The organism is Streptomyces sp. NPDC037288 (assembly GCF_055603265.1).
In genome coordinates, this window is sequence record NZ_JBVJVY010000003.1 from 130,233 (window position 1) to 146,644 (window position 16,412).

The 16,412-nt window shown below is 72.8% G+C and carries 13 protein-coding genes; 5 read left to right on the plus strand and 8 right to left on the minus strand.

Annotation, left to right across the window (positions count from 1 at the left end; genetic code table 11):
- The first annotated feature begins 150 nt into the window (after positions 1–150).
- The 3 genes from ACZ7GZ_RS04700 to ACZ7GZ_RS04710 all read left to right on the plus strand — a co-directional run bounded on the left by ACZ7GZ_RS04700 (position 151) and on the right by ACZ7GZ_RS04710 (position 3,472).
- Complete coding sequence (locus tag ACZ7GZ_RS04700; protein WP_471021239.1) at positions 151–1,044, plus strand: carbohydrate ABC transporter permease; 894 nt, start codon at positions 151–153, stop codon at positions 1,042–1,044.
- The gene (locus ACZ7GZ_RS04705; protein ID WP_471020940.1) at positions 1,041–1,925 is read left to right on the plus strand and encodes a carbohydrate ABC transporter permease; all 885 of its coding nucleotides are present in this window, start codon (positions 1,041–1,043) and stop codon (positions 1,923–1,925) included. The genes ACZ7GZ_RS04700 and ACZ7GZ_RS04705 overlap by 4 nt, the downstream gene beginning before the upstream one ends.
- A gap of 116 nt (positions 1,926–2,041) precedes the next feature.
- Positions 2,042–3,472: a GH1 family beta-glucosidase gene (locus ACZ7GZ_RS04710; RefSeq protein WP_471020941.1), complete on the plus strand. Its 1,431-nt coding sequence runs from the start codon at positions 2,042–2,044 to the stop codon at positions 3,470–3,472.
- Between the two features lie 72 nt (positions 3,473–3,544).
- Here the strand turns inward: ACZ7GZ_RS04710 and ACZ7GZ_RS04715 are convergent, their stop codons facing one another.
- From ACZ7GZ_RS04715 to ACZ7GZ_RS04735, 5 genes are all read right to left on the minus strand, one after another.
- Positions 3,545–7,699 carry a trypsin-like peptidase domain-containing protein gene (locus tag ACZ7GZ_RS04715; protein WP_471020942.1) on the minus strand — a complete coding sequence of 1,385 codons (4,155 nt, stop codon included), beginning with the start codon at positions 7,697–7,699 and terminating at the stop codon, positions 3,545–3,547.
- Positions 7,683–7,994 (minus strand): trypco2 family protein, encoded by a 312-nt coding sequence (locus ACZ7GZ_RS04720; RefSeq protein WP_471020944.1) that lies wholly within the window; start codon positions 7,992–7,994, stop codon positions 7,683–7,685. The genes ACZ7GZ_RS04715 and ACZ7GZ_RS04720 overlap by 17 nt, the downstream gene beginning before the upstream one ends.
- Positions 7,995–8,084: 90 nt before the next feature.
- Positions 8,085–9,575, minus strand: a complete 1,491-nt coding sequence (locus ACZ7GZ_RS04725) for a glycoside hydrolase family 18 protein (RefSeq protein ID WP_471020945.1) — start codon at positions 9,573–9,575, stop codon at positions 8,085–8,087.
- Positions 9,576–9,707: 132 nt separating this feature from the next.
- Positions 9,708–11,090 carry a sensor histidine kinase gene (locus ACZ7GZ_RS04730; RefSeq protein ID WP_471020946.1) on the minus strand — a complete coding sequence of 461 codons (1,383 nt, stop codon included), beginning with the start codon at positions 11,088–11,090 and terminating at the stop codon, positions 9,708–9,710.
- Complete coding sequence (locus ACZ7GZ_RS04735; RefSeq protein WP_471020948.1) at positions 11,087–11,806, minus strand: response regulator transcription factor; 720 nt, start codon at positions 11,804–11,806, stop codon at positions 11,087–11,089. Before ACZ7GZ_RS04735 ends, ACZ7GZ_RS04730 begins: the two co-directional genes overlap by 4 nt.
- A gap of 99 nt (positions 11,807–11,905) precedes the next feature.
- Between ACZ7GZ_RS04735 and ACZ7GZ_RS04740 the strand changes: the two genes are divergently transcribed.
- Entirely contained in the window at positions 11,906–12,406 is a 501-nt protein-coding gene (locus ACZ7GZ_RS04740) for a hypothetical protein (RefSeq protein WP_471020949.1), read from the plus strand.
- 4 nt (positions 12,407–12,410) lie between these two features.
- Here ACZ7GZ_RS04740 and ACZ7GZ_RS04745 read toward each other — a convergent pair whose 3' ends face one another.
- Together ACZ7GZ_RS04745 and ACZ7GZ_RS04750 are read right to left on the minus strand one after the other, a co-directional pair.
- Positions 12,411–13,298, minus strand: coding sequence for a spermidine synthase (locus ACZ7GZ_RS04745; RefSeq protein WP_471020950.1), 888 nt, complete (start codon positions 13,296–13,298; stop codon positions 12,411–12,413).
- 34 nt (positions 13,299–13,332) lie between these two features.
- Complete coding sequence (locus ACZ7GZ_RS04750; RefSeq protein ID WP_471021241.1) at positions 13,333–13,761, minus strand: hypothetical protein; 429 nt, start codon at positions 13,759–13,761, stop codon at positions 13,333–13,335.
- A 252-nt stretch (positions 13,762–14,013) separates the two neighbouring features.
- Between ACZ7GZ_RS04750 and ACZ7GZ_RS04755 the strand changes: the two genes are divergently transcribed.
- Positions 14,014–15,483: a hypothetical protein gene (locus ACZ7GZ_RS04755; RefSeq protein ID WP_471020952.1), complete on the plus strand. Its 1,470-nt coding sequence runs from the start codon at positions 14,014–14,016 to the stop codon at positions 15,481–15,483.
- Positions 15,484–15,608: 125 nt separating this feature from the next.
- Here ACZ7GZ_RS04755 and ACZ7GZ_RS04760 read toward each other — a convergent pair whose 3' ends face one another.
- Complete coding sequence (locus ACZ7GZ_RS04760) at positions 15,609–16,205, minus strand: histidine phosphatase family protein (RefSeq protein WP_471020954.1); 597 nt, start codon at positions 16,203–16,205, stop codon at positions 15,609–15,611.
- Positions 16,206–16,412: the final 207 nt, after the last annotated feature.

Sequence of the window (16,412 nt, forward strand, 5' to 3'; positions counted from 1 at the left end):
ACGCCCCCCCCCCCCCCCCCCCCCCCCCCCCCCCCCCCCCCCCCCCCCCCCCCCCCCCCCCCCCCCCCCCCCCCCCCCCCCCCCCCCCCCCCGGCCCGGGGCGCTCACGGTCGCGGTACGCCGGCGGGCACCGACTCATGGCGCAGCCGGCTGTACCGCTGGGACATGAAGGCGTCGCCGTACGCGTTCGTATCTCCGTTCTTCGTCCTGTTCGCGGCGTTCACGCTGGTCCCGCTGCTCTACACGGCCTGGTACTCGCTGCACCACGTGCAGCTGTCCGCGCTGGACCACCAGACCTGGGCGGGCCTGGACAACTACACGAACCTGTGGTCCTCGGACTTCTTCTGGAACGCCCTGAAGAACACCCTGACCATCGGTGTCATCTCGACCGTGCCGCAGCTGCTGGCCGCGATCGGCCTGGCCCACCTGCTGAACTACCGGCTGCGCGGCTCGACCGTCTGGCGCGTGGTGATGCTGACCCCGTACGCCACCTCGGTGGCCGCGGCGACCCTGGTGTTCACGCTGCTGTACTCGTGGGACGGCGGCATGGTCAACTGGCTCCTGCACTTCCTCGGGGTGGGCCCGGTCAACTGGCGTGAGTCCGACTGGGGTTCGCAGTTCGCGGTGTCGTCGATCGTGATCTGGCGGTGGACCGGGTACAACGCGCTGATCTATCTGGCGGCCATGCAGGCGATCCCCACCGACCTGTACGAGTCGGCCGCGATCGACGGCGCCAGCCGCTGGCAGCAGTTCCGGCATGTGACGATCCCGCAGCTGCGCCCGACGATCCTGTTCACGGTCGTCGTCTCGACCATCGGCGCGACCCAGCTGTTCGGCGAGCCGCTGCTGTTCGGCGGTGTCAGCGGGTCCAAGGGCGGCTCCGAGCACCAGTACCAGACGCTCGGCCTGTACATGTACGACCAGGGCTGGATCATCGGCAACCTCGGCAAGGCGTCCGCGATCGCCTGGTCGATGTTCCTGATCCTGCTGGTCGTCGCCGCGGTCAATCTGCTGCTCACCCGACGGCTGAGGAAGTCCCGATGACGACCACTGAACTGACGCTTCCCCGGAAGGCGGTCCGGCGCCGGGGACGGATGGGTGCGGGCAAGCAACTGCACGCGGGCCCGGTGACGTACGTCGTGCTCACCGTCTTCGCGCTGGTCTCCCTCGCCCCGCTGGTGTGGACGGCGATCGCCGCCTCCCGCACCGCCCACCGGCTGGCCGAGACCCCGCCGCCGCTGTGGTTCGGCGGCAACCTGTTCAGGAACCTTCAGACGGCCTGGGACCAGGCGGGGCTCGGGACCGCGATGTTCAACTCGGTGATCGTGGCGGGCACGATCACGGTGAGCACGGTGCTGTTCTCCACGCTGGCCGGCTTCGCCTTCGCCAAGCTGCGGTTCCGCTTCTCCGGCCTGCTGTTGCTGCTGACCATCGGTACGATGATGATCCCGCCGCAGCTCGCCGTCGTACCGCTGTACTTGTGGATGTCGGATCTCGGCTGGTCGAACCAGCTGCAGACGGTGGTCCTGCCGAGCCTGGTGACGGCGTTCGGTACGTTCTTCATGCGGCAGTACCTGGTGCAGGCGCTGCCGACGGAGCTGATCGAGGCGGCCCGGGTGGACGGTGCGAGCAGCGTGCGGATCGTCTGGCACGTGGTGTTCCCGGCGGCGCGTCCGGCCATGGCCGTACTCGGCCTGCTGACGTTCGTGTTCGCCTGGAACGACTTCCTGTGGCCGATCATCGCCCTGAACCAGCAGAACCCGACCGTGCAGGTGGCCCTGAACTCGCTCGGCACCGGCTATGTCCCGGACCAGGCGGTGATCATGGCGGGCGCGCTGCTCGGCACCCTGCCGCTGCTGATCGCGTTCGTCCTGTTCGGCAAGCAGATCGTGGGCGGGATCATGCAGGGCGCGATCAAGGGCTGACGGTCTCCCCCCGGGGGCCGGGCCACCGCCGCCCGGCCCCTCTGCGCCTCTCTCCCTCTCCCTCTCCCTCCCCCACTACGCCAGGTCTCCTACGACCCCCCAATGGGAGCGTTTCCATGCCTGAGCCCGATCCCTCCGTGACCTTTCCCTCCGCCTTCCTCTGGGGTGCCGCGACCTCGGCGTACCAGATCGAGGGGGCGGTGCGGGAGGACGGCCGCACCCCCTCGATCTGGGACACCTTCAGCCATACGCCGGGCAGGACGGCCGGCGGTGAGACCGGTGACATCGCTGTCGACCACTACCACCGCTACCGCGACGACGTGGCGCTGATGGCGGAGCTGGGCCTGACCGCGTACCGCTTCTCGGTCTCCTGGTCCCGGGTGCAGCCGACGGGCCGGGGCCCCGCGGTCCAGCGCGGCCTGGACTTCTACCGCCGCCTGGTGGACGAGCTCCTCGCCCATGGCATCAGGCCGGCGCTCACCCTCTACCACTGGGACCTGCCGCAGGAGCTGGAGGACGCGGGCGGGTGGCCGCAGCGGGACACCGCGTTCCGGTTCGCCGAGTACGCCCGGCTGGTCGGCGAGGCGCTGGGCGACCGGGTGGAGCAGTGGATCACCCTCAACGAGCCCTGGTGCAGCGCCTTTCTGGGTTACGGCTCCGGTGTGCACGCCCCGGGCCGCACCGACCCGGTGGCCTCCCTGCGCGCCGCCCACCACCTGAACCTCGCGCACGGCCTGGCGGCTTCGGCCCTGCGCTCGGTGATGCCGGCCCGCAACGAGATCGCGATCAGCCTCAACTCGTCCGTGGTACGGCCGCTTTCCCAGGACCCCGCCGACGTCGCGGCGGCCCGCAGGATCGACGACCTGGCCAACGGCGTCTTCCACGGCCCGATGCTGCACGGCGCGTACCCGTCGTCGCTTCTCGACGCGACGTCCTCGATCACCGACTGGTCGTACGTCCACGGCGGTGACACACACACGATCAACGTCCCGCTGGACGCGCTGGGCCTGAACTACTACACCCCGGCCCTGGTCTCGGCCGCGTCCGGCGCGGCCCGGGGTCCCCGGGCGGACGGCCACGGCGCCAGCGAGCACTCCCCCTGGCCGGGCGCCGACGACGTCCTCTTCCACCAGACCCCGGGCGAACGCACCGAGATGGGCTGGACGATCGACCCGACGGGCCTGTACGACCTGCTCCTGCGCTACACGCGCGAGGCGCCGGGTCTGCCCCTGTACGTGACGGAGAACGGCGCCGCCTACGACGACAAGCCCGATGCCGACGGCCGCGTGCACGACCCCGAGCGCATCGCCTACCTGCACGACCACCTCGCGGCGGTCCGCCGGGCCCTCACCGACGGCGCCGACGTCCGCGGCTACTACCTGTGGTCGCTGCTGGACAACTTCGAGTGGGCGTACGGCTACGGCAAGCGGTTCGGCGCGGTGTACGTGGACTACGGGACGCTGGAGCGCACGCCGAAGTCGAGCGCGCGGTGGTACGGGGAGGCGGCGCGGACGGGGGTGCTGCCGGGGGTGGAGCCGCGGGTCTGAGCATTCCGGAACGGGGTGTGGCAGTGCCTGGAGTGCCGCACCCCGCGCCTGCCGGGCCCGGTCCTCGGTGAGCTAGGCGTCGAGGCCGAGGTGCGCGAAGACGGCGTCCCGGACGCAGCGCAGGGCGCCGGGGTCGACCGTGGCCAGGACGGGAACGGCGTGGTGCCAGCCCTCCGGGGTGAGTGCTTCAGCGAGGAGAGACCGCGCCCGAGCGAGGTCCGGGCCGCCGGGGAGGGGGTGGAGATGCGCGGCGATGCGGCGGGCGAGCGAGGCGCGGATGCCACCGCCACCGCCGATCAGACCGCCGGGGTCGACGGGAGCGCAGGCGGCGTGACCGGCGAGGGCGGAGAGGGCGGCCGACGCGAGCTCCTCATCGCGCCCGAAGCCCTGGACTACGGCCCTGGCCTGCGCGTGGTCCCCCAACGCGGTGTGCGCGAAGGCCTCCGCGACCGCCGCCCGGAGATCCTGCACCGCTCTGCCCGCCCGCGCCAGTCGGTTGAGCCGGACCCTGGTCGTCTCCGGATCGATCGTGGCGGTCGCCAGAACGATCAGGGCCGTCTCCCCGTATTCGCCTTCCGTCGGATCGTCCACGTCGACCCCCCACAGCAGTTCCTGGACACGGGCGGCGCGCTCGGCGTCGTGGGGAGCCGTCGCGGCCAGCAGCCCGAGGAGGGCGGGCACGGATGCAGGGCGCGTGTCCCGGTGCTCCCGGAACAGGGCGTCGGCCAGGTGCTCCGCCCTGTCCGGATCGTGCGGCCACAGAGATGTCACCACGATCGCACGAGCCTGATCGGCGAAGAAGAACTCAGTCCGGCCCCTTCCGAGCTGTCGCACCAGCTTCGTGGCCCGCTCCACCGCTCCCGTGCTCGCCAGTGCCTGGACGACGGCGGTCAGCACGCCGGCCCGCACGACCTCGTCCCAGCCGCCGCCGAGCTCGGCCGTACGGGCCGCCCGCTCCGCCAGAGACGTTGCTCGAGGAGCGTCCACGTCCGCGAGGGCCACCGCCGCGGCGGCGTACGCGAAGGCGCGCATGTCGGGTGTGCGGATCGCCTCGACAAGACACTCGGCGTCGTCCGGTGAGCCCGTGGCGGCGAGTGCTCCCGCGAGCGCGGCGAGGCGCTCGTCCTGGCGGGAGGCGTCGATCCAGCTGTAGGTCTCGTCCGTCCCGCCCCTGAGCTGGTTGCCACGCTCCGCCTGGCGGAGCAGTCGCAACGCCCGGGCGGGGTCGGTGCCGGCGAAGTGGTCCGCGAGCGCGGCGAGTGCTCCGGCGACCCCGCGCCACCACCAGGTGTCCGTCCCGGTGAGCAGCAGGGTCTCCAGCTCGTCGGCGGCTCCTGCGGTGGCGAGCAGTCCGACGACCCGGGCGACGGAATCGTCCTCGTCGTGGGGGTCGTGAAGCTCCCAGAAGTCCTCGAGTTCCTCCCACGCCTGCGATACGCGCCCCTCCCGGGCCCACCCCACGGCCATCGCGGGCCCCACACTCCGCGACGGATAGGCCCACCGCAGCAACACCCCCCGGAGTTCGTCGGCCTCGGCCGTGCGACGGGTCTCGGCGAGCGCGGACACCGTGTCGTAGGCGTCTTCCTCATTGCCGGGCGCCATCAGCCCTCCTCGCCCGTGAGCTTCGAGGGCGAGCCGGATCATGCGCTCCGCCTGGGGCGGGTTCACGGTGTGCAGGATCCGTGCGGCGGCCGCGGGGACATTTCCTGACGCGTAGGCGTGCTCCTCGGCGAGGGCGGCCACCTCGTCGTACAGACGTGCGGCACGGCTCGGCTCTGCACGTGCCGTCCACGCTTCGGCGGTGGCACCCAGCGCACGGACGCGGTCGGGCAGGAACGTGATCCCTCGCGCCAGTTCCTCCGTGCGGTGCAACAGGTCGGCCGCGCACCGCGGGTCCTTGGCGGCGCGGGCGACCATGGCCAGGCCCTCGACGCCCCGCCGCTTGCTCGGCGGTCGCGACTGGCCGAGCCGGCGCAGTGCCTCACCCTCCTCCCCGGTCGCCATCAAGACGGCGGCCAGCTCCCGCAGCGCGTCGTCGACGATCCCGTCGCCGTGGGACCGCTGGTGCTCGCCCACCGTCTTCCGCGTCAGTTCCAGCGCCTCCTCGGCCAGCCCCACGGCCCGCCGGTCCCCCGCCTCGGCCAGCACGCGTGCCACCCCGGCCAGTGCGCGTGCGCTGTGGAACGGGTCGAAGACACTGCGGGCGAGCCCGATCGCATGGCGCACGCGGCCCAGGCGGGCGTAGACCGCGGGGATGTCCGGGTGCAGGGACTCGTTGCGCCGGGCGAGCAGATCCGCTACGGCTGCCAGGGCTGCGAGATTCCCCAAGTCATCAGGGGCGGTGCTGCGTACAACCTGTCGTGCCGCCTCGATCTCCGCGAGGCACGCCGCGTCGCTGCCGGTGACCTCCCGCAGCCGGTCGCGTCGGCGAGCGTCCTTGGCGAGGGCACGGCTGCGGCGTGTGTCCTGGAGCTGTGTGAGCAGACGGCCGTACGGCTGGAGCAGGTACAGCGGGGTGTCGGCGGGCCAGCCCTTGCGGGCGTAGGCCTCCGCCCAGCTGTGCAGACGCCCGGCGTAGGTGTCCAGGTCCGGCCCGAGTTCGTCCTGGGCCGCGGTGAGAAGGGTCTCGTGGGCGAAGAGATAGCCGCGGCCCGTCACGTACAGGGTCACGTCTCCGCCGCTGTCCACGCCGGTTCCGCGCTCGCGCAGGATCCGGCCGAAGGCGCTGCCGAGCCGTCCGGTCAGCTCGTGGTGCCGCGCGCCGGTCAGTTCGCGCAGGTCCTCGGCCGTGAGAGTGCCGCGTGCCGCGGCGAGCAGTCCGACCAGGTCGACCTGCAACCGGTCCCCGGACAAAGCCCGCCGCAGGTCGAGCCGGGCCCTGTACTCGGTGTGCCGTGCCTTTGCCGTCGCGGTGAGTTCGAGGACCCGGCAGTGACGCAGAGGATGGTCGTCCTTCACGTCCAGGGGGAGGTCGGGGCTCGGCCGGCCGGTCACCAGGACGCGGACGTTCGGGGGCGGTCGCCGCGGCAGCAGCGAGGCGATGCTCGGGCCGGTTCCGCCCGGTGCGAGGGACTGGTCCTCGTCGAGTCCGTCCACCACGAGGAGCAGGGTGCCGCCGTGCTGTGCGACGCGTTCGGCGGCCTTGCGCAGGAGCAGGCCGCGCAGCCCGTCGCGGGCGCCCGGCGAGAGGTGGCCGGACGGTACCTGTCCGGCGAGGGCGGCGAGCTGGTCGATGAGGGCGCCGGTGAAGGCGTCGCTGTCCGACTGGCGCGCGTTGCGCGAGGTGATGAAGAACCACACCGGGACGACTCCGCGGGGCGGGTGCAGTGCGAACCACGCGGCCAGCGCCGTCTTTCCGGACCAGGGCCGTCCCTGAAGCCGCAGATACGGTCCGGGGCCGCTGCAGAAGGCGACGAGGTCGCGAAGCTCGGGCTCCCGGTCCCGGAGTTCTTCGGGGGCGAAGTCCTCGGCGAGCTGGGTGCGGTAGGCCTCCTGGATCAGGTCGAACGTGGGGGCGGGTATCACGTCGGGGAGCGCGCCGGGGGCCAGCGCACAGCCCAATGCCTGTTCCAGTGCGGCGAGTTCCCCGTCGGCGAGTGCCTCGGCCCAGCGGTCGACCCGGAGCGCGGCGACCCGGCCGGGGCCGTCGCCGCGGTGCCGGCGGGCGACGATGCCGATGAGCCGCCCGTTGCCGAAGACGGCCGCGCCGGACATGCCTTCCCAGACGTCATGGCCGGTTTCCGAGGCGCCGGTGGGCGGCGCGGTGACGGTGAGGTCGAGGGTGCCTTCGCGCCGGTTGGAGAGCACCGCGCAGCTCGTGTGGATATGCTCCGCGTCACGGAAGCACGCACCCTTTTCGTCCGTACGGAGCTTGAAGCGCGGAAAGCCCATGGCGGTGCAGAGGAGCACCGCGTCCTGGTCGCCGACCCTGCCGAACGCGGCGGGCGCGATGTCGGTGACCGGCTCGGCCGTGAGGGCGAGTACCGCGACGTCGACGGCGTCGTTCCGGTACAGCACGTCGGCCGTGACGGTCCGCTCACCCGGCCGGTCGGCCTGGAAGCGGACACGCACGTCGTGCGCGCCGTCGACGACATGGGCGGCGGTGAGCACCCTGCCGGGTGCGAACAGATAGCCCGTGCCGCGTTTCCCCCCGGCACGGTCCGACGGCGCTGCGATGATCTCGGCGACCTGCGCCGGCCGCAGCCCCTGGTCAGCGCTCGCCCTCAACCTCGCCGCCTGCGATCAGGATCGGCCGGACCGGGCTGCCGTCCGCCGGGACGGCTTTCGGGGTCAGGGTGACCTTGATCCGCTGCGTCTGCGCCCGGGAGTACTTGCCGTTCGCGCCCGCGTCGACGACCCAGAGCCTCACCTTGGCGTCCGCGCCCGCCTCACGGGTGACGGCGACCGTGGCCTCGACCTCCACCGGTCCCAGCTCGAACCGTACGAGCTGCCCGTCCCCGTCTGCCAGGGCCGACGTCAGCTGCCCCCTCAACTCGCGGATCACGTCGGACAGTTCGATCACTGCGCCCCCCCCTCGGCCACCGGATGCCCCGATGGTACCGGGGGGCGCGGCACCCCTCCGTCGTGCCGCGCCCCGCGGGAGGGGGGTGGGTCAGTGGAAGGCGCCGAACGCCTTCGAGAAGGCGTTCTTGTCCTGGGTGATCGAGCTGCAGGTGGCGTCGGCGGTGGGCTTGGTGCCACCGGCGCACTGCTTGTCGCGGGTGGCGGACCACATCGACAGGCCGCCGAGACCCTTGGACTTGGCGAAGTTCACCAGCTGGGTGGCGTCGTCCACCTTGAAGACCTCGGAGGAGACGTCGTTGACGCCGATCATCGGGGTGACCGCGACCGTCTTCCAGGCGGCGGAGTCGGACAGGCCGAGCACGCCCTTGACCTGGGCCTGGGTGGCGGTTGCGGCCTCTTCGGCCAGGTCGCCCATGTCCCCGCTGAACGAGGGACCGTAGTCCATCGCCATGATGTTGACGGTGCCGATCTTCACGCCGTTGGACTTGGCGTCGGACAGAAGGTTCACGCCGTCCTGGGTGAGGCCCTGCGGCAGCACGGGGAGGGTGAAGGAGACGTCCAGGCCCGGGTGCCGGGCCTGGAGCTTGGCGATGGCCTGGGCGCGGCGGGTGTTGGCGGCCGTGTTCGGCAGCGCGCCGCCCTCGACGTCGAAGTCGACCTTGGTGAGCTTGAACGCGTCGACCGCCTTGCCGTACGCCGCCGCCAGCGCGTCGGCGGAGGAGCAGGTGGTGGCCAGTTCGGAGCCGGAGGCACCGCCGAAGGAGACCCGGACGTCACCGCCCTCGGCCCGCAGGGAACCGATCTGCGCGGCGACGCCGTCGCTGGTCAGGTCGGTCACTCCGCCCCACTTGGGGGTGCAGCCGCCGCCGTCGGTGACGAAGGCGAGGTTGTAGTTCTTCACGCCGGTCGCGTCGGCCGCGCCGACCAGGTCGAACGCCGGGTAGAGGGAGGTGTCGACGTACGGGGCGAAGCCGGCGGAGGCGGTGGTGCCGGATCCGGTGCCGGTGGTCGGGGAGGCGGTCGGGGCGGGGGGTGTGGTCTTGGTCGGGCCCGGGGTGGCCGTCCTGGTGGGGGTGGCCGTCCTGGTGGGCGCGGCGGTCGGAGCCGGCGAGCCGGTCCCGGTGGGGCGGCCGCTCGGCTCGGGGATGGGGCCCGCGTCCGCGGAACACTGGACGTCGTCGATACGACAGCCCGTCGGGGCACCGCTGCCGTCGACCACGAAGCCGACGGTCACCGACTTGCCGGGGGCGAGGCCCTCGGTGTCCCACGTGGCCGGCTTCACGGTGACGTGCGAACCGCTGACGCTCGACTCACCGTTCCACAGGGAGCTGAGCCTGGCGCCCGCCGGGAGATCGAACTCCAGCGTCCAGGTCTTCTCCCGCTGGCCGCTGTTGTTGGTGACGACGTACTGGGCGGTGTAGCCGGTCGACCAGTCGCTGGTCCTGGTGTACGCGGCGTTCACGCCGGCCGCGTTGGCGGTGCCGGTGAGCAGGACCGCGCCGCCACCGACGACGGCCGCGGCCACGAGACCGCCTATCGCCTTGTTCCTGCCACTGATCCTGCGCCGGTGCGTGCTCATGCGCGTGCCTGCCTTCGCTGTTCACGGGGGTGTGGTGCGGCAGCACGCTAGCGATGGGGAATCGGACAAACGGCTTGATCGGGACGGCCGTTGCAGACCTTAGGGTTCGCTTAAGGAAGGGATCGGGGACGATTAATGGTCGAGACCAGTCGGGACCGGTTTGCCTGATCGGCGTCTTCGCGCACGGCCCCGCGCCACCGGCCCCCGCCCGTCCAGCTGGAACCAGATCCGCACCTCGGTGCCGCCCAGCACCGAGGAACCGATCCGGACGTCTCCGCCGGTGGCCTCGGCGAGCCGGCGCACGATGTCGAGGCCGAGACCGGTCGAGCCGGTGTTCCCGGAGCCGCGGCCACGGGCCATCGCGGCATCCGGGTCGGGTATGCCGGGGCCCGCGTCGGAGACCAGCACGATCACCGCGTCCTCGGCGTTGTGCACGTCGACCGCGAAGGCGGTGCCCTCGGCGGTGTGCCGGAAGACATTGCCGAGCAGGGCGTCCAGGGCCGCGGCCAGGTCGGCGCGGGCCACGGGTATGCGCACCGGCCGCTCGACGCCGGCCACCCGCCACTTGCGGTCCTCGTCCTCGGCGAGCGCGGACCAGAACTCCATGCGCTCGCGCACCACTTCGGCCGCGTCGCATCCGGCGCCGGGCCCGGCCGCGACCGTCTGCGGCTTGGCTTCCCGGGCCGTACGGATGATGGTGTCGACCTCGCGCTCCAGCTGGGCGACGGCGGCCCGGGTCTGCTCGGCGGCCGGCCCCGCGCCCAGGGATGCCGTGTTGAGCCGCAGCACGGTGAGCGGGGTGCGCAGGCGGTGGGAGAGGTCGGCCGCCAGCTCCCGCTCGTTGGCGAGGAGTTGGACGACCTGGTCGGCCATGGAGTTGAACGCCACGGCGGCCAGCCGGAGTTCGGTCGGGCCGTCCTCCGGCACCCGGGCGCCCAGCCGGCCCTCGCCCAGTTCGTGCGCGCCCTCGACCAGCCGCTGGGCGGGCCGCACCATGCGCACCCCGAGCCGGTCGGCGACCGCGACCGAGCCGACGATCAGCGCGAGGCCGACGGCCGCGAGCACCGCCCAGGCCGTACCGACACCGTTGGTCACCTCGGACTCGGGGACGTAGACCTCGACGACGGCTATGGCGCCGGAGCCGAGCGCGACCGGCTGGAGCAGCGTGGAGCCGCCGGAGACGGAGGTGGTGGAGGCCCGGCCCAGTTTCCGCACCGCCTGGATGTCCCGGTCCGCGGCGCGCCGCTTGCCGAGGTCGAGCGCGGACCGGCCGTCGGTGGCGGGCAGATGCACCGCCATTCCCGAGTCGGCGCCGGCGGAGGCGACGACGCGCTCCAGTTTGTCCCGGTCGGTGGTGATGGACAGCGCGGGCGCCACTGCGGCGGCCTCCCGTTCGGCGTTGGAGAAGGCCCGGTCGCGGGCCATCTCCCTGACGACCAGGCCGAGCGGGACCGCGAAGGCGATCACGACCATCGTCGTGACCGCCAGGCAGACCTTGACCAGGGCCCACCTCATCGCACCGGCTCCCCGTCCGCAGCCGGCTCCACGGGGGGTTCGAGCTTCACGCCGACCCCCCGGAGCGTGTGCAGATAGCGGGGCCGGGCGGCCGTCTCCCCCAATTTCCGGCGCAACCAGGACAGATGTACGTCGATGGTCTGGTCGTCGCCGTAGGACTGCTGCCAGACCTCGGCGAGGAGTTCCTTGCGCGGGACGACGACACCGGGCCGCCCGGCGAGGAAGGCGAGCAGGTCGAACTCGCGGCGGGTGAGGTCGAGGCGGACCCCGTCCAGTTCGGCCTGGCGGCGCAGCGGGTCGACGGTCAGGCCGCCGACGCGGAGCACGGACGAGGGCGGGGCCTCCCCGCCGCCGGAGCGGGTCCGGCGCAGTACGGCCGCCATCCGGGCGGACAGGTGCTCGACGGAGAACGGCTTGGTCAGGTAGTCGTCCGCACCGGCATTGAGCAGCCGGACGATCTCCGTCTCGTCGTCCCGTGCGGTGGCGATGATGACGGGCACGTCGGTGATGCCGCGGAGCATCTTCAGCGCCTCGGAGCCGTCCAGGTCCGGCAGTCCGAGGTCGAGGATGACCACGTCGAAGCGGAAATGGGCGACCTCGCGCAGCGCCTCCAGTGCCGTGCCGACGCTGCGCACGGTGTGTGCGGCGTCGGCCAGGTGCCGGATGAGCGCCGAGCGTACGAACTGGTCGTCCTCGACCACGAGCACACTTGCCATGCGCCGCACCGTACGCCATGCGGACCACACCGGGCGGGCGCCTGTGGACAACTCGGAGCATGTGCGCACCGCGATCGCCCTGAGGCAGTATGGCCCGCGATGCGCAGAGGACTCGTACACGTACTGGCGTGGCTGCTCGCGACGGGAGCGGCGGCCACGCTGTCGTGGTGGGGTGTGCACACGGTGATGGAGGGGACGGCGTACGACCCGCCGCGCGCCCTGTCCGTCACGGACACCGACGCCACCGCGCGGGGCACCAAGGCCCTGCCCCCGCCGACGTACCGGCCGTCCCCGTCGAAGCGACCGCCGGCCACACCTTCGGCACCGGCCTCGGCGCCCACCCGCACGCCGGGTCACACCCCCACCGCGTCCGCGTCCGGGCGGGTCAGGTCCTACGACACCGACGGCGGCCGGGCGGTGTTCGAGTTGGGCGCGTCCAGCGCCACCCTCGTCTCGGCGACGCCGGGGACCGGCTGGTCGATGCAGGTGTGGAAGACGCAGACGTGGATCCGCGTGGAGTTCAGCAGGGGCACGGACCGGGTGTCGGTGTTCTGCACGTGGCACGACGGTCCGCCGCATGTCGAGGTCGGGACCTACTGAACCCTCACCGGAACACCGAAGGCGGCGGAGCCGGGGACGCCACGGCTGCCTCGTCCGTCACGGGAGTCGCGCCGCCCGTGAAGTCCGTCAAGGACTTGCCGCGTTCGACCCGGCCCGGGTGCGGGTCGGAGGCGGCGCGGCGGGTGAGGTCGGCGAGCGGGAGCGGGGCGTCGGAGGCGACCAGGACGGCGTTGCCGAAGCGCTTGCCGCGCAGGACGGCGGGGTCGGCGATCAGCGCGAGTTCGGCGAAGCGGGCGGCGGCGGTGGCGATCTGGCCGCGCAGATGGGCGAGCGGCGGGCCGTCGGCCAGGTTGGCGGCGTAGACCCCGGACGGCTTCAGGGTCCGGCGGACCTCGTCCAGGAACTGGGTGGAGGTGAGGTGGGCGGGGGTGCGGGCGCCGCTGAAGACGTCCGCGACGACCAGGTCCGCCCACCCGTCCGGGACCTTCGCCAGCCCCGCGCGGGCGTCCGCCGAGCGCACCCGGACCCGTGCGTTCGGATCCAACGGCAGTTCCCGGCGGACCAGTTGGACCAGGGCCGCGTCGCGTTCGACGACCTGCTGGGTGGACCGGGGGCGGGTCGCGGCGGTGTACCGGGCGAGGGTGAACGCGCCGCCGCCTAGGTGCACGGCGTGCACGGGCTTGCCGGGCGGGGCGAGAAGGTCGATGACATGGCCGAGGCGGCGCTGGTACTCGAAGGAGAGATACGCGGGGTCGTCCAGGTCGACGTGCGACTGGGGCGCGCCGTCGATCAGCAGCGTCCAGGCCCGGCGGCGGTCGGGATCGGGTACGAGCTGTGCGAGCCCGCCGTCGACCGCCTCCACGACGGCCTCGACGGCGGCCGGCCCGCGCCGCGTGCCCCGTGTCTGCCGTGTGCTCCTGGACCTGCCCATCGGACCATTTTCGCAGCCCGTCCGGGCGGGCGCCTCACCGGCAGCTGTCGGCCGCCTCGATCATCCGGGCCGCCTCCCCGAGGGCCCGGCGCAGCACCACCGGGTCGGTGGCGAGGTCGGCCTCGCCGGGCGGCAGCAGCCAGTCGGAGCCCTCGACCGGCGGCTCCGGGTTGAGCCTGAGTCCGCGCCCGTCCGTCTCCGTGCAGGTGCTGCCCGGCATGTCCCAGCAGGCCGCCGTGCCGGCCGGAACCAGGAAGCCGAGGGTGGCGCAGCCGCCGTCGTGCAGCACGGGTCCCACCGCGTCACCGGCGCCGCGCCGCAGGATGTCGACCGCCTCGAGGCCCTGCCGGGCCGGTACCGTCACCAGGTCGCAGGCCGCCGTGGCCGTCGCGGTCTGCACGGCCGACGACGGCGAGATACAAGGTTCGTTGCTCTGGCTGGTCTCCATGCCGGCCTCCACCACACAGCCCCTGTTGCGGTCCACGGGGTCCAACGCGTGAACGCGTCAACGGCTACGGCACAAGTGCGCCGCAAAGGATGGCACTTCATGGCAGATCGTGGATGAGATATCCGGTTTGTAGCCAAACACAGCGTGGCGGGTCCTTCACAGCAGGTACGTTCATGCCCGCCGGAACCAGGGCGTCACTCGGACAACTCGTCCCGAATCCGTCCCGGATCCGGCATGGTTCGACGGTTCGCACGAGAGGACCCGGCCATGGCGTCGTCAACCGAGACAGCGTCACAGCCCGAACGGCCACCCCGGCCGAACCTCGCCTTCCGGCACCTGCGCGGCAGTCGTTCACCGGCCGAGTTCGCGGCACTGGTACGCCGCGCCGCGCGCGAGATCGGTGAGCGGGTCAGCTGTGACGCGCGTTACGTCGGCAGGGTCGAGGCGGGCGAGATCCGCTGCCCGAACTACGCGTACGAACGGGTGTTCCTGCATATGTTCCCCGGCCGCACGCTCACCGACCTCGGCTTCGCGCCCCGCTCGTCCGTCCGCGGGCGCGCGGCGCGGCCGACGGCGGACACGCCCGAAGCACTCATCACCGGTGAGGGCCAGGGGGCCGGTGAGACGCCGGCGGCGTTCGAACCGTATGACACACAGGACCCGTACGGCCCGCACGAGCCGTACGCGAAAGACCATCTGAACCACGAGGAGAGCGACGTGCTGCGTCGCGCATTCATGACCGGCGGAGGCGCCACGGTGGCCGCCGCCACGCTGGGCCCGCTGGGGCTCACCACGGACGCCGCGGCCGCGGTCCGGACCGCGCGCCGGCCCGGAACTCCCGAGGCCGCCGCCCTGGAGGAGGCGGTCCGCCGTATCCGGCTACTCGACGACCGGCACGGCGCGGACGGCCTGTACCGGCGCGCGGCGGCTCCGCTGCGCGCCGCCTACGCGCTGCTGGACGCCGGCGCGACCCGGCAGACCACCGCCGACCGGCTGCACTCGGGCGCCGGTGAACTCGCCATCTCCGTGGGCTGGCTGGCGCACGACTCCGGCCGCTTCGACGACGCCCGCTCGCACTACGCGGAGGCGCTGGCCACGGCCCGGATGACCGGGGACCCGGCGCTGGAGGCACACGCCTTCTGCAACACCGCGTTCCTGGCGCGGGACGCCGGCCGGCCCCGGGAGGCGGTCCGTGCCGCGCAGGCCGCCCAGCGCGCGGCCGCTCCGCTGGGTTCGGCGCGCCTGATGTCCCTGCTCGCGCTGCGCGAAGCCGGCGGCTGGGCGGGGCTCGCCGACCGCACGGGCTGCGAACAGGCACTCGTCCGGGCCCAGACGCTCTTCGCCCGGGGCCGCTCGGACGCCGACCCGGAGTGGATGAGCTTCTACGGCGAGGCCGAACTGGAGGGCCTGGAGGCGCAGTGCTGGTCCATGCTGGGTGACTGGCGGCGCGCCTCCCGGCACGCGCGCCGGGCGGCGCATCTGCAGGATCCGCACTTCACGCGGAACATCGCCCTGTACATGGCCGAGCTGGCGGACGACCTGGCCCGCGAGGGTCGTCCCGACGAGGCGGCCGCGGCCGGGCTGCGGGTGCTGTCGCTGCTGGACCAGGTCCAGTCCTCCCGCATCCAGGGGATGCTGGCGGGGACGGCTCGGGTGCTGCTGCCTCACCGGCGGGCGTCGGGGGTGTCGGAGTTCCTGGACCGACACGCTTCCGTGCCGAGAACGGGGAGGGTCTGAGGGCCGTCGGCGGTCTGCGGTGCGTGGGGGTTGCTCGCGCAGTTCCCGCGCCCCTCACGGGGCGCCGGCGGCACCCCCTCCGGGGGAGGCACCCCGCACGCGCGGGCAGGCGGCCCCGCCCCCGCTCAGCCGGCCAGATGCCCCAGGTCGTTCCAGCTCTCGATCGCCGGCTCCCCGTAAGCCCAGCCGAGGACGGACAGCGAGGTCGGGTTCAGGCGTATCCGTGCCGCGAAGTCCAGCGGCAGGCCCAGCCACCGCGCCCCTATGGAGCGGAGGATGTGGCCGTGCGCGAAGACCAGGACGTCGCGGTCGGACGAGCGGGCCCAGGAGACCACCTCGTCCGCACGCGCGGTCACCTCGGCGAGGCTCTCGCCCTCCGGCACCCCGTCCCGCCAGATCAGCCACCCGGGGCGCACGGCCTGGATCTCGGCCGGCGTCATCCCCTCGTAGGCGCCGTAGTCCCACTCCATGAGCGTGTCCCACACGGTGGCCCGGTCCCCGAAGCCGGCCAGTTCGCACGTCTCACGCGCGCGTGCCAGCGGACTGGTGCGCACCTCCACGCCCGGCAGCCCGTCCAGCGGAGCGCGGTGCAGTCGCTCGCCGAGCAGCTTGGCTCCCCGCCGGCCCTCCTCCAGCAGCGGCACGTCGGTCCTGCCGGTGTGCTTGCCGGACAGTGACCATTCCGTCTGTCCGTGCCGGGCGAGCAGGATGCGCGGTGCCATGGGAGGCCTTTCCGGGAGGGGGACGCCACACGGACGCCGCGAGAACGACAAGAGAGGGCTTCTCCATCATCGCTCACCCCCGCTCGGGGCAACCCGGAGGGCGATCTCGACGTCTTTGTGGGCCGGAGCGCCCTCAACGGCGAGATACGGACACCGTAAGGTGGCACGGTCGCCCTCCGGGGGCGCGCCGCACTGCAGAAGGGGGAG

Excerpts from the sequence above, each read along its gene's own strand:
- ACZ7GZ_RS04710 (WP_471020941.1), top strand. The coding sequence starts at position 2,042 with ATGCCTGAGCCCGATCCCTCCGTGACCTTTCCCTCCGCCTTCCTCTGG.
- ACZ7GZ_RS04730 (WP_471020946.1), bottom strand. The coding sequence starts at position 11,090 with ATGAGGTGGGCCCTGGTCAAGGTCTGCCTGGCGGTCACGACGATGGTC.
- ACZ7GZ_RS04705 (WP_471020940.1), top strand. The coding sequence starts at position 1,041 with ATGACGACCACTGAACTGACGCTTCCCCGGAAGGCGGTCCGGCGCCGG.
- ACZ7GZ_RS04755 (WP_471020952.1), top strand. The coding sequence starts at position 14,014 with ATGGCGTCGTCAACCGAGACAGCGTCACAGCCCGAACGGCCACCCCGG.
- ACZ7GZ_RS04725 (WP_471020945.1), bottom strand. The coding sequence starts at position 9,575 with ATGAGCACGCACCGGCGCAGGATCAGTGGCAGGAACAAGGCGATAGGC.
- ACZ7GZ_RS04735 (WP_471020948.1), bottom strand. The coding sequence starts at position 11,806 with ATGGCAAGTGTGCTCGTGGTCGAGGACGACCAGTTCGTACGCTCGGCG.
- ACZ7GZ_RS04740 (WP_471020949.1), top strand. The coding sequence starts at position 11,906 with ATGCGCAGAGGACTCGTACACGTACTGGCGTGGCTGCTCGCGACGGGA.
- ACZ7GZ_RS04760 (WP_471020954.1), bottom strand. The coding sequence starts at position 16,205 with ATGGCACCGCGCATCCTGCTCGCCCGGCACGGACAGACGGAATGGTCA.
- ACZ7GZ_RS04745 (WP_471020950.1), bottom strand. The coding sequence starts at position 13,298 with ATGGGCAGGTCCAGGAGCACACGGCAGACACGGGGCACGCGGCGCGGG.